The 24,127-nt window shown below is 42.5% G+C and carries 28 protein-coding genes and 4 pseudogenes; 17 read left to right on the top strand and 15 right to left on the bottom strand.

All coding sequences use genetic code 11. The features are described from left to right. The first annotated feature begins 6 nt into the window (after positions 1–6). The 3 genes and pseudogenes from HK413_RS19560 (at position 7) to HK413_RS07365 (ending at position 1,248) form a co-directional block, all read left to right on the top strand. Positions 7–336, top strand: coding sequence for a RagB/SusD family nutrient uptake outer membrane protein (locus HK413_RS19560; RefSeq protein WP_217452150.1), 330 nt, complete (start codon positions 7–9; stop codon positions 334–336). Between the two features lie 103 nt (positions 337–439). After that, positions 440–703 (top strand): annotated as a pseudogene (locus HK413_RS19555) (RagB/SusD family nutrient uptake outer membrane protein); the annotation flags it as partial. Positions 704–732: 29 nt separating this feature from the next. Next, positions 733–1,248 (top strand): DUF5017 domain-containing protein, encoded by a 516-nt coding sequence (locus tag HK413_RS07365; RefSeq protein WP_175269714.1) that lies wholly within the window; start codon positions 733–735, stop codon positions 1,246–1,248. On the opposite strand, the gene HK413_RS07360 is transcribed toward HK413_RS07365, so the two are convergent. Next, entirely contained in the window at positions 1,220–1,450 is a 231-nt protein-coding gene (locus HK413_RS07360) for a hypothetical protein (protein WP_175269713.1), read from the bottom strand. The genes HK413_RS07365 and HK413_RS07360 overlap by 29 nt on opposite strands. 43 nt (positions 1,451–1,493) lie before the next feature. Between HK413_RS07360 and HK413_RS07355 the strand changes: the two genes are divergently transcribed. The 9 genes and pseudogenes from HK413_RS07355 (at position 1,494) to HK413_RS17240 (ending at position 7,470) form a co-directional block, all read left to right on the top strand. Next, on the top strand, positions 1,494–1,649 hold the full coding sequence (locus HK413_RS07355) for a hypothetical protein (RefSeq protein ID WP_175269712.1): 156 nt from the start codon (positions 1,494–1,496) through the stop codon (positions 1,647–1,649). A gap of 82 nt (positions 1,650–1,731) precedes the next feature. Beyond that, positions 1,732–2,967 (top strand): fasciclin domain-containing protein, encoded by a 1,236-nt coding sequence (locus tag HK413_RS07350; RefSeq protein WP_175269711.1) that lies wholly within the window; start codon positions 1,732–1,734, stop codon positions 2,965–2,967. Positions 2,968–3,070: 103 nt separating this feature from the next. After that, positions 3,071–3,490 carry a hypothetical protein gene (locus tag HK413_RS15070; RefSeq protein ID WP_217452148.1) on the top strand — a complete coding sequence of 140 codons (420 nt, stop codon included), beginning with the start codon at positions 3,071–3,073 and terminating at the stop codon, positions 3,488–3,490. Between the two features lie 68 nt (positions 3,491–3,558). Further along, positions 3,559–4,194, top strand: a complete 636-nt coding sequence (locus tag HK413_RS15065) for a sialidase family protein (protein WP_217452147.1) — start codon at positions 3,559–3,561, stop codon at positions 4,192–4,194. Then, positions 4,191–4,703, top strand: coding sequence for a sialidase family protein (locus HK413_RS15060; RefSeq protein WP_217452146.1), 513 nt, complete (start codon positions 4,191–4,193; stop codon positions 4,701–4,703). The genes HK413_RS15065 and HK413_RS15060 overlap by 4 nt, the downstream gene beginning before the upstream one ends. Next, a complete protein-coding gene (locus HK413_RS15055) occupies positions 4,681–4,851 on the top strand; it encodes a hypothetical protein (protein ID WP_217452145.1) in 171 nt (56 codons plus the stop codon). Before HK413_RS15060 ends, HK413_RS15055 begins: the two co-directional genes overlap by 23 nt. A 155-nt stretch (positions 4,852–5,006) precedes the next feature. After that, positions 5,007–5,462 (top strand): DUF4964 domain-containing protein, encoded by a 456-nt coding sequence (locus HK413_RS17250; protein WP_246229998.1) that lies wholly within the window; start codon positions 5,007–5,009, stop codon positions 5,460–5,462. Positions 5,463–5,623: 161 nt separating this feature from the next. Next, positions 5,624–7,144, top strand: a pseudogene (locus HK413_RS17245) (glutaminase domain-containing protein). Then, a complete protein-coding gene (locus HK413_RS17240) occupies positions 7,123–7,470 on the top strand; it encodes a DUF1793 domain-containing protein (RefSeq protein ID WP_262886821.1) in 348 nt (115 codons plus the stop codon). Before HK413_RS17245 ends, HK413_RS17240 begins: the two are co-directional and overlap by 22 nt. Positions 7,471–7,522: 52 nt before the next feature. Here the strand turns inward: HK413_RS17240 and HK413_RS15050 are convergent, their stop codons facing one another. The 4 genes from HK413_RS15050 to HK413_RS15035 are packed head-to-tail and all read right to left on the bottom strand — an operon-like array spanning position 7,523 to position 9,405. Next, positions 7,523–7,870, bottom strand: a complete 348-nt coding sequence (locus HK413_RS15050; RefSeq protein ID WP_217452144.1) for a hypothetical protein — start codon at positions 7,868–7,870, stop codon at positions 7,523–7,525. 2 nt (positions 7,871–7,872) lie between these two features. Next, positions 7,873–8,574 carry a beta-L-arabinofuranosidase domain-containing protein gene (locus HK413_RS15045; protein WP_217452143.1) on the bottom strand — a complete coding sequence of 234 codons (702 nt, stop codon included), beginning with the start codon at positions 8,572–8,574 and terminating at the stop codon, positions 7,873–7,875. After that, entirely contained in the window at positions 8,528–9,268 is a 741-nt protein-coding gene (locus tag HK413_RS15040; protein ID WP_217452142.1) for a beta-L-arabinofuranosidase domain-containing protein, read from the bottom strand. The genes HK413_RS15045 and HK413_RS15040 overlap by 47 nt, the downstream gene beginning before the upstream one ends. Further along, a complete protein-coding gene (locus HK413_RS15035) occupies positions 9,259–9,405 on the bottom strand; it encodes a hypothetical protein (RefSeq protein WP_217452141.1) in 147 nt (48 codons plus the stop codon). The genes HK413_RS15040 and HK413_RS15035 overlap by 10 nt, the downstream gene beginning before the upstream one ends. 132 nt (positions 9,406–9,537) lie before the next feature. Between HK413_RS15035 and HK413_RS15030 the strand changes: the two genes are divergently transcribed. The 4 genes from HK413_RS15030 (at position 9,538) to HK413_RS07325 (ending at position 12,437) form a co-directional block, all read left to right on the top strand. Continuing rightward, positions 9,538–10,143 (top strand): DUF4962 domain-containing protein, encoded by a 606-nt coding sequence (locus tag HK413_RS15030; protein WP_217452140.1) that lies wholly within the window; start codon positions 9,538–9,540, stop codon positions 10,141–10,143. Positions 10,144–10,178: 35 nt separating this feature from the next. Next, on the top strand, positions 10,179–10,691 hold the full coding sequence (locus HK413_RS15025; RefSeq protein WP_217452139.1) for a hypothetical protein: 513 nt from the start codon (positions 10,179–10,181) through the stop codon (positions 10,689–10,691). Next, complete coding sequence (locus HK413_RS15020; protein WP_317169371.1) at positions 10,682–11,404, top strand: heparinase II/III domain-containing protein; 723 nt, start codon at positions 10,682–10,684, stop codon at positions 11,402–11,404. Before HK413_RS15025 ends, HK413_RS15020 begins: the two co-directional genes overlap by 10 nt. 121 nt (positions 11,405–11,525) lie before the next feature. Next, complete coding sequence (locus HK413_RS07325) at positions 11,526–12,437, top strand: family 43 glycosylhydrolase (RefSeq protein ID WP_217452137.1); 912 nt, start codon at positions 11,526–11,528, stop codon at positions 12,435–12,437. Between the two features lie 110 nt (positions 12,438–12,547). On the opposite strand, the gene HK413_RS22085 is transcribed toward HK413_RS07325, so the two are convergent. The 9 genes and pseudogenes from HK413_RS22085 to HK413_RS07295 form a co-directional block, all read right to left on the bottom strand. Beyond that, entirely contained in the window at positions 12,548–12,742 is a 195-nt protein-coding gene (locus tag HK413_RS22085) for a carbohydrate-binding protein (RefSeq protein WP_394353143.1), read from the bottom strand. A gap of 13 nt (positions 12,743–12,755) precedes the next feature. Further along, positions 12,756–15,263 carry a PQQ-dependent sugar dehydrogenase gene (locus HK413_RS07320; protein ID WP_217452136.1) on the bottom strand — a complete coding sequence of 836 codons (2,508 nt, stop codon included), beginning with the start codon at positions 15,261–15,263 and terminating at the stop codon, positions 12,756–12,758. 91 nt (positions 15,264–15,354) lie between these two features. Continuing rightward, positions 15,355–15,879 (bottom strand): outer membrane beta-barrel family protein, encoded by a 525-nt coding sequence (locus HK413_RS17230; protein WP_246229994.1) that lies wholly within the window; start codon positions 15,877–15,879, stop codon positions 15,355–15,357. Continuing rightward, complete coding sequence (locus HK413_RS17225; protein WP_246229993.1) at positions 15,876–17,480, bottom strand: TonB-dependent receptor; 1,605 nt, start codon at positions 17,478–17,480, stop codon at positions 15,876–15,878. The genes HK413_RS17230 and HK413_RS17225 overlap by 4 nt, the downstream gene beginning before the upstream one ends. A gap of 208 nt (positions 17,481–17,688) precedes the next feature. After that, positions 17,689–18,039 carry a carboxypeptidase-like regulatory domain-containing protein gene (locus HK413_RS17220; RefSeq protein ID WP_246229992.1) on the bottom strand — a complete coding sequence of 117 codons (351 nt, stop codon included), beginning with the start codon at positions 18,037–18,039 and terminating at the stop codon, positions 17,689–17,691. 149 nt (positions 18,040–18,188) lie between these two features. Beyond that, a pseudogene (locus HK413_RS19545) lies at positions 18,189–18,653 on the bottom strand (outer membrane beta-barrel protein); the annotation flags it as partial. Positions 18,654–18,699: 46 nt separating this feature from the next. Further along, positions 18,700–20,214, bottom strand: coding sequence for an outer membrane beta-barrel protein (locus HK413_RS19540; RefSeq protein ID WP_175269710.1), 1,515 nt, complete (start codon positions 20,212–20,214; stop codon positions 18,700–18,702). Positions 20,215–20,216: 2 nt separating this feature from the next. After that, positions 20,217–20,576 (bottom strand): hypothetical protein, encoded by a 360-nt coding sequence (locus tag HK413_RS07300; protein ID WP_175269709.1) that lies wholly within the window; start codon positions 20,574–20,576, stop codon positions 20,217–20,219. Beyond that, positions 20,573–20,896, bottom strand: coding sequence for a carboxypeptidase regulatory-like domain-containing protein (locus HK413_RS07295; protein WP_175269708.1), 324 nt, complete (start codon positions 20,894–20,896; stop codon positions 20,573–20,575). The genes HK413_RS07300 and HK413_RS07295 overlap by 4 nt, the downstream gene beginning before the upstream one ends. 196 nt (positions 20,897–21,092) lie before the next feature. Between HK413_RS07295 and HK413_RS22080 the strand changes: the two are divergent. Next, positions 21,093–23,198 (top strand): annotated as a pseudogene (locus HK413_RS22080) (GH92 family glycosyl hydrolase). A gap of 365 nt (positions 23,199–23,563) precedes the next feature. Here the strand turns inward: HK413_RS22080 and HK413_RS07285 are convergent. Further along, on the bottom strand, positions 23,564–24,127 hold a 564-nt coding region (locus HK413_RS07285), incomplete at its 5' end, for a cytochrome d ubiquinol oxidase subunit II (protein ID WP_175269707.1).

The following is a 24,127-nucleotide window of genomic DNA, read 5'->3' as shown; positions in this document are numbered from 1 at the left end:
AGAAAATTGATCCTTTCTTACGGATCATTTACGGCTACAAAAGATCTTCGCCGCGACTGGACTTGTACCCCTTTTAAATGGCATGTGGTTAACGGCACCGAGCAATCTGACGCGGATATTGAGGCTAACAAGGTATACTTTACATCAGCCCAATTATATGAGCGTTATTTTGCCAAATTCAGGCAATATTTCGGCCCGCTTCCTGCCCGTGTTTCCAGCCAATCGCCGGTTAACTGGCCGGTAGTGCGTTATTCGGATGTATTATTAATGTTAGCCGAAGCGGAAAATTACTTAAACGGTCCTACGGCACTGGCTTACTCATGCATTAACCGGTAAGAGAGCGAGGCTGGGGTAAGATGCTGCCCGGGGCCACTAATATTACCGAAGCTGATGAGCCGGCCGGATTAAATAAAGCCGCTTTCCGGCCGAGTTACAAAACGAACGTTTTAGAGAGTTGGCCGGCGAGGCGTTACGAAAAAATGATTTAATACGTTGGGGCATATTTGTACCAACTATAAAAGCGCTATTGTCAGATATAACCGATACTGCTGCGCCTGCCGAAACTAACAGGGGGACCGCAAGCGGAAGCGCCTATTTCGCTGTGCTGAATTTGAATAAAATTACTGATCGCGACCTGTTATGGCCTTACCCAACTTCAGAGCTGCAGTATAATAAAGCACTTAAACAAAATGAGGGCTGGTAACATCAATCCATTAAGAAATATATAGAAAAATGAGAACAGATCTAAAATACTTATATAAATGCTTTGGTGTTGGCCTTGCAGTGTTGTTAATATCACCGGGTTGTAAAAAGCAACCTATTGAAACGCCCAATTTTGATGTAAGCGTTGAAAAGACAAGCTACGCAGTAAACGAACCCGTGGTATTCAACTTTTCAGGAACTGCTGATGTGGTAACCTTTTACTCAGGTGTAAAAAGCCCGGTCAACGCTGAATATAAGAATAAAGACAGGATATCTGTTGTTGGTAAACCTCAGTTACAATTCACATCGTTACGCACAGGAGCCAGCACACAGACCAATACGCTTAGTGTACTAATGTCAAAAGACTTCGTGAATGCGTTCAATGCGGATGATATCCAAAAAGCTACCCGGGTCGATCTAACTTCCAAGGCAACATTATCAACCGGTACTGACACCCAATCTGGGGTTATTGATTTATCCGGCCAATATACTCCCGGTACATCAGTGTTCCCGGCCTTTAAGTACACAGCCAAAAAGATGCCGTAGCTGCACAACCCACCCGGGCAATAAAAAACCTTGCCCTTGATAACGTAGCGGCTGATGGCACAGTTACCTCAATAGCTACCACAGCATCAACCCTGGGAACATACAGCATATTAAACTCGGCAAACAACTGGTCGTTCAATGCTACTGCGTTAACCTTTACCGGTGGGGCTATTAATGCTGATGACAATGAAGACTGGATCATCAGCCAGCCCATACAGCTTGACCGAGCGCAACGTGCTTTTGGTGTGAGTGTTAAAATTAGTGCCACAACAAAATTAACCACTTATAAGTTTGCCGGCTACCCGGCAGCAGGCACCTATACAATAGCATTTGAGGCTATTAACGCCAACAAATGGGATACCAAGAATATAGTTAAAGAACTTACGATAACCGTTAAATAGCATTAATCTATAGATCAATGAAAAAGATCATTACAAAAATATCTACAGCAATTGTACTGCTCTGCCTTATTGGCCTGGCTGGTTGCAAAAATTAAAATCATATGATTATCCACCGGATAGCGCTAGTCCATATGAGTTAATCACTAACGACAATAACTTCTCTATATTTAAAATAGCTGTTGATAGGGCTGGCCTTGCCGGTTTGCTGAGCAGCAATGATGCTTATACCGTATTTGCCCCCAATAATACCGCCTTTACCAATGCCGGATATCCGCAAACGCTTATACAAACTATGCCCGTTGCAGATGTGATTACCCCGGTAAAGAATCATATAATTACAGGTAAGCTTGACGCAACTACTATTACTACTCCAAAAGCTACCCTTAGCGGAAGACAGATCAGCGTGCAGAAAATAGGGACAACCTACTATATAGAAGGAGGAGATATACTTAATAAAAATCTTAAAACCACAGGTGGTTATTTAAATACCATAAACAGGTTAATTTATAGCAGGCCAACAATTTTAGATGTAATTACTGCTTATAATGCCAACTTTACCGTAGCCGCGCAACAATATACTTACTTACAGGCTGCTATTACAAGAGCAAGCACAGGCAGCACTAATTTTACCGCCTTATTTACCGGTACAGAACCATATACCTTGTTTGCACCAACAAATGATGCTTTTATCACCGCCGGTTATGCAACTGTAGCAGCTGTGCAGGCCGCAGCCCCTGATGTTTTGGGCAACCTGCTTAAATATCAAATGATACAGGGTGCAAAACTTACGTCAGCTTTTGATAGTGTGGTAGTAAAAGCATACAACGGTACCAACATTTATTTCGATATTGCCAAAAGCAGCGCTAATATAACCTCATGGTATGCTAATGGTGTGGTTTTTGGTAACGCGGGTGGAAACCTTACTGCAAATAACGGAGTAGTGCACGCTGTAGGGCGGTTTTTCCCAACGCCAATTACTACTACTACCCTTGATCGTATTAACTCAGATGCTACGCTGACTATGTTCGCCGCGCTTATACAGCGGGCCAGCACTGCCGATCCGAAATTTAATTTTACAAGCATGTTGTCAGGCGCTTCATCTTATACCGTGTATGCTGTTAATAATACCGGCCTAATAGCTGCTGGTTATGCTAACGTAGCCGCGATTAATGCCGAGAACCCGGAAAAGCTTGCCGCCATACTAAAATTACATATCGTAGCTAAAAGAACAAATAACATTAACGTTGCCGAGGGGGCACGGTTAATTCTATATCAGGTACAGCTCTTACCATTAATACCACCGGCGGTTATAAAGTGAAAGGCCCATCAAACCCGGCTGCTATTGCGGTAATTACAGGCAATGTGGTAACAACAAATGGGGTGTTAAACATTATAGGCACATTGCTTACGCCCTAATAGTTATGAAGAAGGTAGTATACGTTTTTGTGCTGTTAGTTATAACCGGCACGACAGTGTTTGCACAAACCAAACAGCAGGTAGAAGGCTTTGATACCGTAGTTTTCCACTACGATGCAAATAGAAGCCGGCCCGCAATGGATTTCAGAGGCATGACCAAAGGCTACATGACAGCCGGCTGGTGGGCGCCCGGACAAATGCAAAAAAATATTCTGTCGTGGAAAACCGCACCCGTACCAGATAAGGCAGCTACCACTTTCTCCTACATTGCGGCAACCAGCGTGATGCCTGCGGAAATTACCGTTGGGCCGCAAGTGAAACTAACCGTTAACGGCCATTACGCGCTAACATTTACGCTGGGCCGTATGAAAGATTACACCGGCATGAAGGGGAGTACGAACTTAAATACATCTCCAAAAGAGTAGAATTTCCATATACCAGCGCCCATCGCGAATTTGGCCTGAACGGAAATAGCGGTATCTACCAGTTAAGTGTGCCCGCATCGGTTGTGGAAGCTGGTAAGGCAGCCTTAATTGAAATAGAAGTGCTTCCATTTGAAAGATGGCATAACGGCTGGTTTATGATCAAAAGCTACCGCGATGTATTGCAGGCAGGTACTATAGCGTCCCTGCAGGCTCAGATCAATACTTTGCGGGCAGATGCTAATCTTTTTAACGAGCAAACGCACATTCTGGCTACACAGTTATACAGTAAAATGCTGGGTACTGATAAGTATCAGCATAATGTGATCTACACCAACGGTTACCGCCATATTCACCCTGCGGATATTATCAAACTGCAAAACGGGGAGATATTATTGATGGCCCGTGAAGCAACTGAACATTATGCCAACGATGGCGATGTTATTATGCTGCGCAGTAAGGATGGCGGCAAAACCCGGGGCGAAAAGCAAATAATTGGCGGTGTTAAAGATTTGGATGAACGCGAAGGCTGCGGTATTCAATTAAAGGATGGTACCATCATCGTCAGCATGTTTTACAATAACAATTACACGGTTGATGGTACGTATAACTGGGAGGGTAAAGGCAAATTGCCGCCAACTAATAAGCCCCGCCTGGGTTCTAACCTCATCCGGTCGACAGATAATGGGCATACCGGTCGGTCATGAATACTATTGATCTGACGGGCATGCCATTTAAGGGCATTGAAGGGCCTACTGACGCCCCGATTGAAATGCCGGATGGTTCGGTGTTGATGGGTGTAATTGGCTATGGCATTGATGGTGATAGCAGGAACATTGGCTCCGTAATTATTAAATCAACCGACAAAGGCAAAAGCTGGAAATATCTTTCAACAATAGTAGGCGACCCGGGCGGCAAATACGAAGGCTTTAGCGAACCCGGTATAGTACGAACCAAATCGGGCCGCATTATAGCGGCTATGCGTAATAAACACGATGAAAATAATATCTACACAACTTACTCTGATGATAACGGTAAAACCTGGGTACCTATAATTAAAACAGACATGATAGGCCACCCGGCAGATTTAATTCAACTACAGGATGGCAGAATTATGGCTACCTACGGCATAAGGGAAGGCCCCGGCAGGCATACCGAGCCGGGTGGGATAAGGGCCTGCTTTAGTAGCGATAGTGGTAAAACCTCGGGACATTAAAACAGAGGTGCAATTGCGCAACGATTTTATTAACTGGGATGTCGGGTACCCGGAATCCATCCAATTTGCTGATGGCAGCGTAATGACTGTTTACTATTTTAACCTGTTTGGTAAATATTTTCTGGGATCAACCTTCTGGAAACCTTAATAACTATAGTTAAACTATTAAACCCGCCGAATCGAAAGTTCAGCGGGTTTTTTTGTGTTTCTTAGCCGCAATTAAATCATAAAATGATTTTGTAGTTTTTTATCATTTGTTAGCTTTACAGCTCATTCAAATTTTACCACTATAAACCATTGTTCATGAAACACACATTCAGGAAGTTAAATCTCCTTGTCCTAAGCTCGCTAACGGCTTGTGCCGGTATGGTGAAGGCACAGGATAAATTACCGGCTTATCCGTTAATTACGCACAATACTTATTTCAGTATCTGGTCAAACACTGATAAATTAAACGAGTCTGTTACCAAACACTGGACGGGTAAAGAGCAATCAATGCTTGGTGTAATTAAAGTTGATGATAAATTTTATCGCTTTATGGGCCAGCCGTCGCTGCAATATAAAACAGTATTGGCTGCAACCGACGAACAAGCTTACAACGTTGCTTACACTAACGAAGCGCCTGCTGAAGGCTGGGAAAAACAGGATTTTGCAGATGGTAACTGGAAAACAGGTGCTGCGCCATTTGGTGATGAACGTGCAAAAAAGGTACTGAGTGGCGCAGGGGAGACCTTTGGGCGAGACGTAAGTTTACTCTGAACGAAGTCCCGTCAGGAAAGCTATTTCTTAAAATATTTTACGATGATAATATCGAAGTATTTATAAACGGAAAACAAGTATTCCGCAAGAGAGGGTGGAATGATGGGCTTGATACTTTTCCATTGGCTGATGCAGCAAATTTAAAAGCAGGCGAGAATGTAATGGCTATCCATATAAGAAATACCGCGGGAGGCAGCTATCTGGATGCCGGTTTGGTAGAGGGTGTAGAAGACAAGAGCGTAGACGCAGTAGTACCAGCAGAACAAACAAATGTAACAGTTACCGCAACACAAACTTTTTATACATTTAAATGCGGCCCTGCCAGTTTAAAAGTTACATTCACTTCGCCATTGGTAATGAGCGATATGGATTTGTTTGCATCTCCTGTTTCATACATCACTTACCGTGCCAGATCAACCGATGGCAAAAAACATAATATCAGCGTTTACCGTGGTGTAAGCAGCAATGTGGCTGTTAATATACCATCGCAAGCTGTACAGGCATCTGCTTATACTAAAAACGGTTTAAGGATATTAAAAACCGGGACTGTAGATCAGCCCATATTACAAAAGAAAGGTGATAACTTACGTATCGATTGGGGTTATGCTTACGTAGCGGCTCCGGCTGCTTCGGGTGCTAAACAATATATCACCGAGGACAAAGATGCGATCGGCTCATTCGCTAAAAATCAATACACATCAACTACCGGCAGCGGCAAGCAGTTAATGCTGAATGTGGTGTTGCCTTTAGGGGTAGTAGGCACAAGCGCGGTAAGTAAGTACACCATGATAGGTTATGACGACCTATACTCGGTACAATACTTTGGCACAAACCTTCGCCCATGGTGGCGTAATGAACCCGGTGCCACAATGGATGGCGCTTTAACCAAAGCAAATAAAAACTATGCTGCGGTTATTGCAAAATGTAATGCTACTGATAAGCTGATTTATACCGATGCCTTTAAATCAGGCGGCGAGCAATACGCTAAGTTGTGTAACATGTCTTATCGCCAAAGTATTGCTGCGCATATTTTGGTTAAAAGTCCGCAGGGTGAGATTCTATGGTTATCTAAGGAAAACTTTAGCAACGGCTCTATCAATACAGTTGACGTAACTTATCCATCAGCGCCATTATACCTGTTATATAACCCTGATTTAATGGCGGGGATGCTTAACGGGATTTTTTATTACAGCGAAAGCGGTAAATGGAAAAAGCCTTTTGCAGCGCACGATTTGGGTACCTATCCGTTAGCTAACGGCCAAACCTACGGCGAGGATATGCCGGTTGAAGAATGCGGTAACATGATAATTTTAACCGCGGCTATTGTTAAGGCACAACACAATCCGGGCTATGCTAAAAACATTGGCAAACTTTAACCACCGGACTAACTATTTAGCTGAAGCAGGGTTTGATCCGGGTAACCAATTATGTACCGATGACTTTGCAGGACACCGGCGCATAATGCCAACCTGTCTGTAAAAGCAATCGTTGCTATTGGTGCTTATGCTCAAATGGCTAAACAATTGGGCCAGACTGCGACCGCGCAAAAATACAGCGCAATGGCGGCAGATTATGCTCAAAAATGGATAGCTAAAGCCGACGCAGGCGATCACTACGGTTTAGTATTCGACAGTAAAAATACCGGAGCCAGAAATATAATATGGTATGGGATAAAGTATTAAATTTAAACCTGTTCCCACAAAAGGTATATGATACTGAAATGGCGTTTTACCTGAACCACCAAAACGAATTTGGACTGCCTTTGGATAGCCGCAAGACTTACACAAAATCCGATTGGATAATGTGGACAGCTGCTATGTCAGACAAAAAATCCGACTTCGATGCTTTATTAAAACCGGTATTTAAATATGCTACAGAAACGCAATCGCGCGTACCGCTGAGCGACTGGCACGAAACCACTTCCGGCAAAATGGTAGGTTTCCGGGCACGTAGTGTAATTGGCGGTTACTGGATGAAGGTTTTAAGAGATAAACCGATCTTGAAATAATTATAATTACTATATATGCAAAGCCTTAGATGAAAATCTGAGGCTTTGCTGTTTAATTATCCTGTGGGTGAAAAAGCTGCTGGCTCCAAACCTCGAAGAAAGAATGTTCTTTACCATTACCCGCTGACGCATAATCACAAAGGGTAATGCTAACAGCTGCCGGGCCTTTTTCGGTGTTGGCTTCGGGCAGGAAGTTTGCTTTGTAAAGCATCATAATATCATCTCCGGTATTGTTTGGCACTTCAGTGAGATTGATGTAGCCGTTTTTGTCTGCCAGCGGTTTCATATAAGCAATTATGCCTGTTCCTTCAAACCCGGTATCTCTTGCTAAAACAATCGGTCCCCTAACTACAGCCATACTTTGTAAGGTTGTGCCGGTTTGCATTACACGGCCGCGCATATCTAATTGCAGCGAGATCTTATCGTTAGTTTTCCGGTACGTTTGATTTTGGCATAAGTGCCGGGTTGTATTTCTGCAACAGCCTCGCCGTTTATAATTAGTTTATTAACTCTGCTCCAAGAAGGTATCCGAATGTTAATCTCTAATTCTTCCGGCTTTTGCAAGTCAACATCCATTTCAATCAAACCTGATTTGGGATAGGTAGTGTGTTGATTTAAACTAACCGTCTGCCCTTTGGGGCTTTTTAATTTATACGTCCCATCCGCAAAATAATTAACCTGTAAACCGGCTTGTGTCTCCATTATCATGTGCATAGGCAGCAGGAACAATCCCCGCGGGCCACTGGCTTCGCAACAGTTTAATCCCATACCACATTGTTCGCTGCCTAATAAACGTTGACCGTTTAAGGGTGTATATTTTGCCCAGTTGGCGCCGTGATTACTTAACGAACCAAGCAAAGCATTATAGTAAGTCTTTTCAACCTCATCAGCATACTTAGCATCGCCTGTAAGGCGTAATAATTGTTCAGTAAGCTTTAGCCAGGTTACAGTAACACATGTCTCCCGGAAGTGATTTATAGGCGTATTCTCTACAGCCTTGCCACCAAACCACATCTCGGTTGATGCACCTGAACCCACAATATCTATCTCTGTTTTTTTAATATTCGCCCGAGGTTTCTTCAACCGCTTTTTTATAGGTTTCATTGCCGGTTATGCGGTAAAGCTCCAATAAACCTTCATAGCATGACATCATTTCGTAAGCTTTTTGTCCCTGCTCATAGCTATACCAGTTTTTAGGTTTCGGGAAACGCTCGGCTACATTAATATTTGCTTTACTTATCAGGCGCGGGCCTTGCGGAGTTTCCCATTGACGCACAATTTCCTGTGCAAAATCCAAATACTTTTTATTGCCGGTGCGGTTATAAAGCAAACAAATAGGCTCTAATACCGACGATGCTGCCATGCCACGATAATTACCTTTAGTAACTATGATGCCGTCTTTCTTATTCAGCTCATCAATCAGGTTATCTGCAACACGGATTGCTCCCTGTAAACTCTTTTTGTCCTTGGTAATATCATAATAAGCTATCAGCCCCAACATGCAGTATTTGCGGCCCCAAATGTCCCATTCCTCCAAACGGTGCTCGTCTGCATAATTACCAATATAGCCATCAGGCGTTTGGTTGGCTAACAGGCCGGTAACTGCATGGTCAAGCACCGCTTTTAGCTTCGCGTTGGGCTGGTATTTATAGGCCAATGCAGCGGATGTAAACCACTTGCCCCAAAACTCGCTTTGCCATAAATGTGCTTCGGTTCTGTTTTCGGGTTTAAAGGCGTTTACTAAACGGTCTGCATCCTGTGCAAGAATACGATTATTGAGGTCGTCAGTTAATCGCATAGCCAGTAACCGTTTAAATGCACTTCGGTAGCAGGCGACAACGCGTCTTTAACAGCCGGCTTAACAATCTGGGCATAGCTGTTGCCCAAACAAAAGGGCAGGACTATTACGGCAAATAATTTATTTAATTTATTCATAAGTAGTAAAACAAGCGGTCTACAAATAGGTAATGGAAATATTATAGCTAAATTTATCTATAATTATCAGCAATGCGGTAATTTAACCAATATTTGTATAGACAACTTCGTAAACCAATTATAAAATATTTGATGAAGATTTTTAAACACCTGTTAACAATAGGCCTTTTTTGTCTGGCAGCTATCGCCAACGCGCAATTGGTGACTGCAGACGTTAAGCTTTCGGCCCATCCAAGGATACTATTATTGGCGGGACAGGAAAAAGAGTTGCTGGCTAATATAAATGCGGATGTTAACCTGCTTAAAGTACACCAGGCGATCATCAAAAGCTGTGATGCCATGATCAACATCCAGCCGGTTCATTATCAAAAAATTGGCAAGCGGTTATTAAATGTTTCAAGGGAAGCACTTCACCGGATCTTCTATTTATCGTATGGTTACCGGATGACCCATAACGACCAGTATTTAAAACAGGCAGAAAAAGAGCTGATGACCGTATCATCATTTGCCGACTGGAACCCTACCCATTATTTAGATGTGGGAGAAATGACGATGGCGGTATCGATTGGTTATGATTGGCTGTACAATGACCTGTCCGAAAGCACAAAGGCCATAATTAGGGATGCGATTTTGAACAAAGGTATCAATACATCGTTAGACAAAGCCTATAACAGTTGGCTGAGGGTAATTAATAACTGGAACCGGTATGTAATGCCGGTATTACTTATGGTGCATTAGCTACTTACGAGGATCATCCTGAGCTATCGGTACAAATGATAAACCGTGCCATTACAAGCGTTGACCTGCCAATGGAAGCCTATGCACCTGATGGTGCTTATCCCGAAGGTTATGGTTATTGGGAGTATGGCACCTCATTTAATGTGATGCTGATAAGTGTTTTGGAAACCGCTTTCGGAAAAGATTTTGGTTTGTCGGCCAAAGCGGGCTTTTTAAAAACTGCGGGATACCTGGAAAATATGACAGGGGCTAAAGGCGCACCGTTTAATTATTCTGACTCAGGTGGAGGGCAGGATTTTAACCCGGCTATGTTTTGGTTTGCCAATAAATTGAATGATCCATCGCTGTTATGGACGCAAAAAGAACAACTGGCAACGCGTGGCGTATCTGGAAACCGATTATTGCCTGCTGCATTAATATGGAGCAAGGGCATTCAATCAGCTAAAATAACCCCGCCTAAAAGTACCATGTGGGTAGGCGGCGGGTTAAATCCTGTAGCTATGATGCGTACAGCCGGAGCGATCCTAATGCGATATTTGTGGGTGTAAAAGCAGGTTCGCCATCTGTAAATCATGCACATATGGATGCCGGTTCGTTTGTAATGGAATCCGACGGTGTGCGATGGGGAATAGATCTTGGAGCGCAGGATTATGAATCGTTAGAATCTAAGAAAGTGGACCTGTGGAATGGTAAACAAAACTCGCAGCGTTGGCAAATCTTAAGGTACAACAACTATAATCACAGTACGCTAACCATTGATAATGCATTGCAGCGTGTAAAAGGTTCTGCCTCTATTATTAGCTCGTCGGCAAAGCCTGCATTCCAAAATGCCATTATTGATCTGAGTTCTATTTACGCCGATAAGGTTGCTAAAGCTACGCGTGGCGTAGCCATAGTTGCAAAGAAATATGTAGTAGTAAGAGATGAGTTAGAATCGCTGGATAGTGTAAACGTAAGATGGTCGATGGTTACCAGCGCAGCTGTCACACTTGGTAGAAACAGCGCCACCTTAATAAAGGACGGTAAAGTTTTGCTACTACAGGCATCGGGCAGTTTCCCCATCGAAATGAAAACCTGGTCTACCGCTCCAAAGATGGACTTTGATGCTGCTAACCCCGGAACTTGCGTTGTCGGCTTAGAAATGAAGATCCCGGCGCATGCCAAAGGTTTTATTAATGTAGCTCTTATCCCGCAAGGTAATACACCAATTAACCAACAAACCAAAACACTGGCCCAATGGCCAGAAACTAATTTGATATGAGAAGTAAACTGCTAATTGCTTTATTGCTTGCCTGCACACTTAAAACCATGGCGCAGCAACCAACTGCAAATGTCCGCAACCGTGGCCGTTTCGGGTAGGTGATGTTACTACTGATCCTGGTGTGCGCGATCCCTGCATGGCTAAGGAAGGCGACACCTACTATGTTTACTTTACAGGTGGCGGGATCCGGGTATGGTCATCAAAAGATATGAAGACGTGGACTAAGCAGCCTTCGGTTTTCTCGGTAGCGCCTACATGGGTTGCACAAAAACTGCCAAGCTTCCGGGGACTCGGCTTTTGGGCACCCGACCTGAGTTTTCATAACGGACAGTGGTATCTATATTATGCCACCTCTATTTTTGGCAAGAACACATCAGTAATTGGTGTAGCCACTAACAAAACGCTCGATCCAAACTCGAAAAATTATAAATGGGTTGACGGCGGTATGGTGATCCAATCGGTAACCGGGCGAGACGACTGGAACACTATTGATCCAAACTTAGCGGTTGACGAAAACGGTACCGGCTGGTTAGCCTTTGGCTCGCGCTGGAACGGTTTAAAACTGGTTAAGCTAAACCCCGATTTTAAAACCCTTGCCGAACCGCAGGAGTGGCATACCATCGCCAGCCGCCGCCAGCGGGATTATAAATTTACTGATGCCGAAGCCGGTGATGATGCAGTAGAGGCGCCGTTCATCTTTAGAAAAGGTAAGTATTATTACCTGTTTGTATCATGGGATAATTGCTGCTCGGGCGTAAATAGTACTTATAATATCCGTGTCGGCAGGTCAGAAAACATAACCGGACCTTATCTGGATAAAGAAGGTGTTAATATGGCAAAAGGTGGTGGCACATTAGTACGTCGCGGTGATACAGGCGATAACAAAGTTGTTTTCGCACGAGGGCATAATTCAACGCATACGTTTGATGGGGTTGATTATATCGCTTATCATGCCTATACAAATACTTACGAGCGCTTGGGAATAGACAGACTAACCTGGAAGAATGATTGGCCGATAGTAATTATTAAATAAAAAATTGTCATTTCGAAACGAGGTACGAGTGAGAAATCTTGTACAAGCGATCCGTCTATTTAGCGTTTAAGATTTCTCTCTTCGTTCGAAATGACAAAAGTATTGGATAGTTATTTCTGTTGTTCAAAGTTCACCCAACTTACATTTACCCACCCGCGCCTGTTAGCAGGCGATTTGGTGAAAACAAAATATAAGTCATGTTTTCCCTGCGGATCAGTTATGGCAGTGGTTTCCTGCACGGTATTATCATTACCATTGCCTTTAATGTTAAAAGTGCTGATAACAGTTCCGGTTGACGAATCTATGTGTACCTCTATTTTAGCCGAGTTCCCCGGATGAGTAGCTGTAAGTAAGCTGGTTGATGTTTTTGAGATCGATATTTTTCAATACAAAATATCCCTCGTTTTGCTCCATGGTGATCACCTTATTACGTTTAGGGATCTTTTCATACATATCCGCATCATTGGCATAAACTTTTGCCGGGCGCAATACTAACGATTCGGTAGTTGTAAGCGGGGTTATGGCGCCGCCCTTGTCCGTGTACGATGCTGTTAAGATGTACCTGCCTTCATCAACTGTTGTAAGGTGATCTTTAAGCGTCACATTTCCCTCGCGCGGTAAAGAAACAGCTACCTTTTTGTCGTTAAGCGTTAAAATATATTTAACAATCTCTGATGCATCATCCTTACTTAACTGCGGGTGTGCGCTCATGGCATGTTCGCCCCAATTGCCGTTACCTCCTTTAATGATCTTTGTGGCTAACATATCCACAGCATCTTTATTGGTAGCGTAACGTTTTGCAACCTCTACAAATGCAGGCCCCAATACCTTGGTATAGGTTTGATGGCAGGCTTTGCAATCGCTCTTAGCCATTAATGCTTTGCCGTAGTTATAAGTAGGGGCAATGGCCCGGTGCCCCATTAAGGTTTGACTGTTCTCAACCCGTGCTATGTAATTGATGTTGATCTTAGTTCTTTTTGGGTCGATGACCTTGTCCTCGCGATCTTTTATAGTCACTTTATAATTAAATGCTTGTTCGCCCGGGAAGAAGAAGGTGCTGTTTGCTTCGGTGCTTATGGCCACCTGTGGCAGCGTATTACCCACTTTAATCACTTTGGTGTCCGTTGAGGTTTTGCCACCGGCATCAGTAACTTTAAGGGTTATTTTATAGATGCCATTTTTGCGGAAAGTATATACCGGTGTTTCTGCTGTTGATATTACAGTTTGGCCGTTTAATAACCATTTGTAGGCTAATTTATCATCGGCATCATTATCAAAACTTTTTTGGTTGAGGGTTACTTTGTAAGGCATCAAGCCGATAGTATCCTGTGTAGTGATCTTTGCGATTGGTGCACGGTTACCGCCATTGTAATCTACCCGTACCAGGCGCGCATCAGGGTTATCCAGCCCATATCCCGAACCATATTCTAAAACGTAGAAAGAACCATCAGGGCCAAATTTCATATCGATAGGTCGCCTGAAATCGCCGTTGCTTTCCATTAGCTGTTCTAAGCTTGAGTAATCATGATTATTGTCCATGCGCACACCAAATATCCAGCTGCGCATATAATCGCCCACAAATAAAACCTTGTCATAATACTCCGGGAATTTTGTTTTTGATTTAAGCGCCGGATCATAATGATACACGGGCCCGCCTATTGCGCATCTGCCACCTTGCCCTAACGCAGGAAATTCCGGAGACACAGCATACGGGAACCAAACCAGTGCCTTTTGCGCAGGTGGCAAAATTCTTAAACCCGTATTATTAGGCGATGCGTTTTCGGGCGCGTTCACATCAAAAAGCTCACCTACAGTTTTGGTAGTAAAATCATATTTATTGTAGGCCTTGTTATCGCCAACAAAAAACGGCCAGCCAAAGTTACCGGCTTTCCCGGCCTGGTTTATTTCGTCATAACCGCGCGGGCCTTGTTTGCCATCGGTGCCGGCGTCCGGGCCGACCTCGCCCCAATATAAAATTGATGTTTCAGGGTCCACAGAGATGCGGTAAGGATTACGGCAACCCATCACATAAATTTCCGGGCGAGTATTGGCCTGGCCCTTTTTAAATAAGTTACCCTCGGGGATAGTATAAGTACCATTAGCTTCAGGGTGGATGCGTAACACTTTACCGCGCAGATCATTGGTATTAGCCGCCGAGCGTTCCGCGTCAAAGGTTTGGCGGCCAGCACGCATATCAATAGGCGCGTAGCCTTCTGACTCGAACGGGACAGTGTTATCTCCGGTTGACAGGTAAAGATTTTTGTTTTTATCCCGAGCCAGCCCACCGCCAGAGTGCGCGCTAACTTCAGCCTCCGGGGGAACTTCAATTATCGATTTTTCCGAAGTCAGATCGAGTTGGTTAGTCTTGCTTATTTTATAGCGGGCAAGTCGGTTTACCAGCCCGCCATTGCCATCGGTCGAGTAGTAGAAGTAAATATAATTGTTTATAGCAAAGTCAGGATCAATGGTTAAACCTAACATACCCTGTAATATCTTCTCCACAGCCTTTACGGGAAACTTACGTACCAATGTAGTTTGTTTGTTGATAGGATTATAGGCGTAGAAGTTTCCTGACCGCTCTATGAAAAACACCCTTCCATCAGGCGCTACCGCCAGTTCCATAGGCTCGTTTAAATCGTTATATAAAACGGTTTTGGTGAAGCGGTTGTCTTCTGGCTTTTTCAGGGCCGGAGCTGTATGATGAACCACTGCACGAGTTGGTTTAGGTTTACCGCTATCGGCAGTATTAAATGCAAATAACATTACCGAAACGCCAAGCACGGCACAGCCGGCTATTAAAGGTTTAAAGTAATTTACTTTATTCATGAAAGAAGATTTAGTTAGGTTTCCTTTTACAAGTCTACTATTTTACAACTTAACATTTAATTAAATTGCTGTAAGATTTTCAACATCAGTATTATTTGGACTTGTATACGCTTAATTTATATTGATAATTAATCAAAAAGTAACGTTTTAATATTTGTTGCTCGGTAGTGCTGACAGAGTTATTACCGGCGTAGCGGGTTACCGATACATTCTGATCTAACAAATCATACACAGATAGCTTTAGCTGTCCACGGTCTTTCTTTAGCATTAACACCGTAAGCGCCAGGTTTACAATGTTTGATGATTTTGGGAAACCCGTAGCAACTTGTGGATTAAAGCTGTAGCCATAACGCGCGTCGAAAATTACACGGGCCGGCCAGCGTAGGCTAACATCGGTACCAACGGTATGTTTAAGGGTGGTAATAGCTGCATAATTAACACCGCTGTAATTTGTGAATGACGAGTTTAATACATAGTTGGTATTAAAACTCAGCATCGAGTTAAAATTGAAATTGACGTTTTGCGTGACGTTAAGATTGTAATTTGATTGTGTGCCCCGGTCGGCGTTCAGGAAAAAGGCGCGGTGGTTATAGCTCCCGTTAAAATTGGTACTCATACCAATTTGCCATTGCTTGGTCTTTTTAAATTGCTTACCCGGTTACCGCCAAAGTACGCATTAGCTCCGCTGCCCTCGTTCACATAACTTTGAGTTTGCGCACCGGTTGTGCCGTCCTTGGTGGTTTTTTGTACAACGTTATTTTCGGTAAGGTTATAACCTGTGTAAAAATTCACGTTCAACTGGTGATTGTAGTCGTACTTTGAGAAGTTTACAGATAGCGAATGTACCTTGCTTGGCACCAACCCCGGGTTGCCAATTGTGCGGTAAAAATCGCTGTACTTACGTTCGATTGGCACCATTTGGTCTATATTCGGCTGTTGCAGGCGTTCGCTGTAATCAATTGAAAAATAGCGGGCGTTTAACCTGAAAATAGGGAAGAATTTGTAATAGCGTTTCCCCATATCCAGCGATTTATCATTACTGAATTTATTTACCACATATTGCAGCTCACCATCAAGACCAATCCTTATCGTAAACCTATCCGAAAACTGGTAGCTGAATAATGGGCGTAAATTCTGAATAAATGTATTACGTTGCAGGTTTTTGCTTAAGTTAATTGATAATGAGTCATATAAACCAGACGAGGAGCGGTCATAAATAAACCCTTGGTCTGTGGCTGTCATATAACGGGTGTTCACCAAAAACTCCCCGTTTAGCTTTTTTGTTATCTGCCGATTGTAGGTTTCTGATATTCCTCCTGAATTATTTGCACGGTCATTTTCGCCGTATCGGTCCTGTATATAGGATTTAATAGAGCTGACATAAGATGTTACATTATTATAATTAAAATCATCCGATCCGTTTTCACTTAGCGATAAATTGTGTGTAAGCGTAAAGGAATCGCCCGGTCGTTTTAATCGCCTGTAATACGAAAAATTGTGCGAGAACGTATTGTTAAATACCTTGCCTGAAGTATTACCAAACGATTTAGTGAGTTTGCCCTCTGTATTACCTGAGTTGCCTGCCGACGAAGTTGTATTATACTGCGGCACAAAATCCATATGTGGATCATACCTAACCCGGATAATTGTATCGGGCACCCATTCTATCAGTCCATTTAAGGCATGTTTGTTTTCTTCGCGTCTTGATATGTTTGTTGATTCGGAATGCAGGATAGTTTTAGCTAAAGTCTGCATACCAACTGTATTGGCATTATTATCTCTGACAGTATTGGTATAAAAATAGGATAGGTTTAACTTAAGCCTTTCACCGTAATTATTATTGATATTTAAACCGGCTGAAGAAACGCTCTCAATACCATTATTGTAGGAGTTACCAAAAGTGCCATCCCAAACCTCGCTACCGCCCGATCTGTTAAACCCACCCATGGTATACAATTCGTTTGACGAGAAGCCGGTTTTATTTAAATTATTGGATAAACCTATCAAACTTATCTGTAGCGTATCCCTGAAATTGCTTAAAATACCACCCAACTCATGCCTGCCACGAGTGCCCCCACCGGCATAAATTTTGCCCATAGTGCTCTTTTTGATCTTGCTCTTCATTTTCAGGTTGATGATCTTACCTACCTCCATATCACTTAGCTTATGGTCGGGGTCCTCCTCACGGTCATCATAAACTTGTATCTTATCCAGCATGTCGGCATCCAAATTACGGGTGGCAACTTTTGGGTCGGTGCCAAAAAACGTTTGCCATTTATTAAAAGCTTACTTACCTCTTTACCGTTTATAAATATGGTACCGTCGTAATTAACTTGTACGCCGGGCAGCAACCGTAGCAAGTCTTCAACTGCAGCATTGGGCCGGGTTTTAAAAGTTTCCGTATTAAACTCTATGGTATCTTTTTTTATGATGATAGGCGTTCGTTCTGCCTTAACCACCACTTCGTTAAGATTTTTGGCATCAAGCCCCAGCCGGCCCAAACTCTTTGCTTCGCCTGGTTTAAGATTAAGTACCGGCGCAAGGTATTGTACGCCATAGCAGATATAATAAGTTTAGTGCCGATATTTGTAGGCAGCCCCGAAAGCAGGAACGCGCCATTTTTTTGAGTTACGGTATAGGAGATCAGGGAGGTATCTTTTGCATTTACGACGGCAACTGTTGCATGTTCCATAGGTTCGCCAGACAGCGAGTCGACAACAACTCCTTTTATGGAAGCTTTTTGCGCAAGCGACACTGATGCTGTTAACATCAGCATAAAAAAACAATAATCTTGTTCATAAAAGGTATTGGCCCTACCTCTTATAACAGGTTAGGGGAGTGGTTATAATTTTCTAAAATTATTTATTTATAACCACTCCCTGAACTTTTGGAAGTAACAATACAGATGCAATAAAACTGTTGAACTTATTTATGCGAGTTTATTTTATACTGATAATTTATAAGGAAATAGCGCCTTAATATTTGCTGCTCACCACTGATAATTGAGTTGTTTTGTGCGTAACGATAAGTGTTAACGTTTTGATTAAACAAATCATACACCGATAATTTAACCTGCCCTCTGTTTTGTTTAAACATAAGCATGGTTAAAGCAAGGTTTAATACGTTTGATGACCTGGAGAACCCGGCGGCTATCTGCGGGTTATAAAGGTACCGGTATTGTACATCAAAAATGAATTTTTTAGGCCAGCTTACAGTTGCCATTGAGGTTATATTATGTCGTAAAGTATTAACCGATGCATAATTAACACCTCCGTATCTGGTATATGCTTCCCGGGCGAAGTATGTTGCATTTAAGTTAATAATAGATTTATAATTAATACCCACGGCCTGGCCAACTGTTAAATTGTAACCATATTGGGTACCACCATCACCGTTAAAAAAGAATGACTGTTGGCTGTAGTTAGCATATAAACCACTACTTAAACTGAATTGCCAGGGTTTGCGACTTCTTGAATTGTTTACCCCTGTTCATGCCAAAATTTGCATACCAGCCACCACCTTTATTGGCGTAAGTTGACGTTATAAAGCCATTTACGTCTTTAGTAGATACTTGAATAACATTATTGGTTAATAATGTAGTACTGCCATTTAAATTGAAATAACTTTGCTTATCGCTATTATAGTTATAATAATTGTAACTTAACTCTCGCTGGTGACTCGGGGCCAAATTCGGGTTCCCCGAAAAAGTTTCAAGCTGGCTTACTTGCCTCGTTATTGGTTGCATTTGGGTAATATCGGGTGGATTAGCAAATTCATAATAATTCAAGTTGAATTTTTGCCCGTTAAGCCTAAGCGACGGAAATAAAAAAATATACTTATTATTAGTGTTTGGGATGTTGGTATTAAAGTTATTTGTATAAGATTGATATTCTAAGTCAATAGCCGCCTTCAATGTTAATTTGGGATTGATTATATAGCTTAAAGTGTTCTTCACATTTTGAATAAAATGCGGCCTAACCAAATCACTGCTTTGGCTATCTAAAAACTTATCGTAGTTGCCGGTTGGAGACATATCATAAGTAGCAAGCTTGTTTGATGTTATATGAAACCTGGTATGCAGATAGATCTCATAACTTAACTTTTTACTAAATGGTGTATTGTACCAACCATCAAGGCTGCCAAAATAGCGGGAATATTTAGTGTTAACATACCTGTCTAACACCGATGAGTTAATTGCCGTTGTATATGATGTTAAATTATTTAGATTATAATCATCTGAGCTGTTATTTTTTAAATTAAAGTTCTGATTTATTGTAAGTGATGACCCCGGTTTTTTTAATTTACGATAATACATAAAGTTATCGTTAAACTCATTGGCTGTACTATTGGTTGATTGTTTGGTAAGCAAATCGCTTAATTTGGGTGTTTGGGTATTGAAGGTACTGGTTGTGCCATTTGCGCCAAAACCCGTAGGGGCCAGATCAAGGCGCACATCAAATCGTATCTTCTGTATAGTATCAGGTGCCCATTCAATTAAACTGCTTACGGTGTGTCTTTGCTGCCTTAACTGCGAAACATTAGTGTTTAACGTAGTTAATAAGGTTTTATCAAGAGTTTGTTCAGTCAGTAGTTTTTTGTCGTAATCTTTTACATAATTATAGTAAAAGTACATCATGTTGGTTTTTAATTTTTTGCCGTAATCGTTATTAATATTAAACCCGCCCGACCACATTTTTTCTATACCACCGTTTCCATTACCACCAAATGTACCATCATTAACCACGCCACCGCCCGAACGGTTAAAACCACCCATTGAGTTTAAATCACTTGTAGAAAACCCTGTTTTAGTTAAATTATTGGTAGTGCCTATCACGCTAATTTGCAGCGTATCTCTAAAAGTGCTCATTATACCACCCCCTTCGTACCTGCCTCTTGTACCTGCCCCTGCATATACTTTGCCAATGGTGCTTTTTTTGATCTTGCTTTTCATTTTCAGGTTGATGATTTTACCAACTTCCGGTCAGTTAGTTTATGATCCGGATCCTCTTCACGGTCATCATATACCTGCACACTTGCAACCATATCAGCATCAAGATTTTTAGTAGCAACCGTAGGGTCCGATCCGAAGAAGCGCTTACCATCTATCAGCATTTTATTAACAGCCTTGCCGTTAACTAATATACTGCCGTCAACATTTACCTGCACTCCGGGCAACAAGCGTAGCAGGTCTTCAACTACAGCATTGGGCCGTGTTTTAAATGCTTCAGTGTTAAACTCCAGCGTGTCCTTTTTTTGAACCACGGGTGTTCGCTCGCCCTTAACTACAACTTCATTCAAAAATTTATTGTTCAAGTATATCGCGCCCGGTCTTTAACTTCATTAGGTTTAAAAACAATTAGCTTTCTGAAAGTGCTGTATCCCATTGAGGATACGATGAGTTTCGTCTCCTTATTTGCCGGAAGGCCGGTAAGGCTAAAAATGCCATTTTTGTTAGTGATGGTGTATGATATCAAAGAGGTGTCCTTAGCGTTAACAATTGCAACGGTAACAAATTCGACCGGCAATTTGGAAACAGAGTCTAATACTGTGCCTTTTAATGTTGATTTGCTTTGGGCAAAAAGCATAGCTGTAAACAACATCAGGATGATGGTTAGATAGGTGGTTCTTGTCATAAAGGTAGGTGTGCCGAAGCAATGTTAGGTAAATGGTAAAAGGTTTAAATGTTACAAGGTTGCGTTTCGGTAAAAGTATTTAATTTTATTTAATTGTCAATACCTCCAAATGTTAAATTGTAGGTAACAATTTTAACATAATAAAATAGGGGGCATAAGTATTATTATATATTTGGTTGACCAATTACACTTAATTATGAGAATTTCAATAAAAGGCGTTTTAAATGTTGCTGCTATAGTTTTGCTTGCATCAAATGCGGGTAAGGCGCAAGGTATTCCCGATAATACCAGATACGTCAATACATTTGTTGGCACGGAAGCAGTGGCCGACCCGAAGCTTTTAGGTTACGTAGCCCCTAATAACTGGCGCCCATGGTCGGGTTTAACCTTTCCGGGCAGCTCATTGCCAAACGCTATGGTGCAGGTAAGCCCTATGACTAAATACCAGCCTGCCGGCGCCGGCTATGAGTATGAAGACTCAACCATAGTATCTTTTAGCCATACCAACAAAGGCCACTGGAACTTTGGTAACGTGCCGGTACTGCCAATGTCAAATCCCGGTACAACTGTCGGCTCAAAGTTCTCGCATAAAAATGAAAGCTCATCTCCCGGCTATTACAGGGTTTACCTGGATGATTATAAAGTTAATGTACAGCTGACATCTACTTTAAGATGTGCCTATTACAAGTTCGAATATAAAGATAGTAACGATCGCCGGGTATTGTTTGACCTCTCAAAAGCTTTAAGCGGTGTTTCAAGCTGGGAAATAACCCAGGACGGCGATTATGCTGTTAAAGGTTTTCAAGGCGGCGAGAATATCTACTTTTATGCTGTGTTCAGCTCGAAAATTGGCAACCTTGCAAACACCCATACCACTACTACCCGTACCGTAAGGGGCCGTGAAGTAAACGCTCCTGGCGGCAATGCCATTGTTCACCTGACCAATGATGGTAAAGAGCCGGTTTACCTGAAAATTGGATTTTCATTCGTTAGTACCGATAACGCCAAAATGAACCTGCAGAAGGAAGTTGGCGATAAAACATTTGACGCCATCCGCAAAGCGGCACACGATATATGGCAGAATAAGCTATCGGCTATACAGGTTAAAGGCGGTACCGAAAAGCAAAAAACCATGCTTTACTCTTGCTTTTACCGCTCATTACTGTGGCCGGTTTTACGCAGCGACGTTAACGGCGATTTTACTGATATAAACCATAAGGTTGTTAACACCGGTATAGATTATTACACCGAGCCATCGCTTTGGGATACCTACCGCAACAAGGATGTGTTGCTGTCGTTGGTGTCGCCTAATGTTACGCTAAATGTTATCAAGTCGTTAAAAGATAAGGGGGATAAGACAGGTTACATCCCTACCTTCTTCCACGGCGATCATGGTGCTTCGTCTATCGCTTGTGCTTACCTGAGAGGTATTACCGACTTTGATATCAAGGGCACTTACAAAATCCTGTTACATAATGCTAACGTTCCTAATCCTAACGGCCGTAGTGGCGGCAGGCAATACCTTGAGCCATACCGCAAAAGGCTATATCCCTGATCCGGATATTGCTAACCCACGAGTTGAAAGTAAAGGCACAGCCGGGGTATCTAAAACTTTAGAGTATTCGTACGATGATTATTCGGTAGCGCAGTTGGCTAAGAAGCTGGGGGATACTGCCAATTACCGTATTTTGATGGCGCGCTCTAAGAACTACAAGAACGTATTTAACAAAGCCAACAACTTTATGCAGGGCAGGTTAGAAGACGGCAGCTGGGTGAAGAACTTCAACCCAGAGTATCCATACTACGAATACATGTACCGTGAAGCAAATGCGTGGCAGGTATCGTTCTTCGCTCCGCATGATATGCCGGGGTTGATCGAACTTTACGGCGGCCCTAAACCATTTGAAGCTAAACTGGATACCCTATTCAGCAAACCATGGAACCCTAAATATATCGCCCGCAATATTGAAACCTTTATGGGCCAATATTGCCGGGTAACCAACCCGATCATGAAGCTCCGTTTGCTTATACGTTTATAGGTAAGCCGGAGAAAACCCAAAAGGTATTGGATCATATAATGAATAACCTATATGGCATGGGCCCAAGAAATATACAGCTTGCCGGCATGGATGATGCGGGCGAGATGTCGGCGTGGTATGTGTTTAGTGCGCTTGGCTTGTACCCGGTATCACCAACCGATCCTAAGTATATCGTTACGGCTCCGTTGTTTGATGAGGTGAAATGGCGCACCAGCAGCGGCAAAACCATCACCATAAGCAAGCCAGAAAGGGCAGGGGTATAACTGCTATCAAAGTTAATGGTAAAGCAAACAAAGGGTATTTCGTTTCACACGATCTGTTCCTTAAAGGCGGTACGCTTGCTATTGCAACCCGGTAATATACTCATCATCAAAATGTTAAGGCCGTTAGCAATAACGGCTTTTTATTAACGTCTGTGTTTTGTTTCACGCGAGTGTGAAACAGATGAAACAAGTGAAACAGGATTTTGAGTTAACAGGTTGATTATAAATTATTTGTAAAAATGGAGTGAAACAAAATGAAACAAAATTTGGCACTTAAGTAATTGACAATCAGTTTTTTATTAAAAATATTATTTGTTTGAACATGTAAAGATGTGAAACAGCGTATAATAACTATGTTAACCTGCTTATTCGTGACTGGTTTTGCCACGGAAACTATAAAACAAGTAGCCCAGGGCAGGTAAAATGAACAAACTACCCACTAATAAGGCTGTACCCAAGGTGTCAATAGTTTTAACGGTGGCGTGGTCTGTTAATAAGGATAAGTTCTTCCCGTTTTTACCCATAATAAAGTTAGGATAATGCGTATAACCAACCGAGACCAGGATCATACTAACCTCGAACGCAGCAAATATCCGCGGAATTTGTTTGAAGCCCCCGGCAATAGTTATCCAAAGTAAAACCAGTGATATTGATGCGGCAATTACGGCTGTTAAGCTAACGCGATTGCCAAAGATCCAGTGCGCCATGTGGATGTTCAGGGTTTCGGCAGCAAGGAAAACCAGGCCGCCACAAAAAAATGCGATGGCGTTAAGCACCTTTGCTTTTTTAATGAAGCGTTTAACATCAAAGTCGTCGGTGGCTTCTCCAATCAGGTATATAGCCGCCAAAAATCCGCATAGCGCAACTGTAAACAACCCTACAGCAATGCTGAACCAATTGAACCAGCTATAAATATAGGCCGTCATAAA

It is taken from the genome of Mucilaginibacter humi (genome assembly GCF_013087555.1).
Note: the sequence above shows the minus strand (reverse complement) of the source record. Positions and strands in the feature narration are given on the sequence as shown.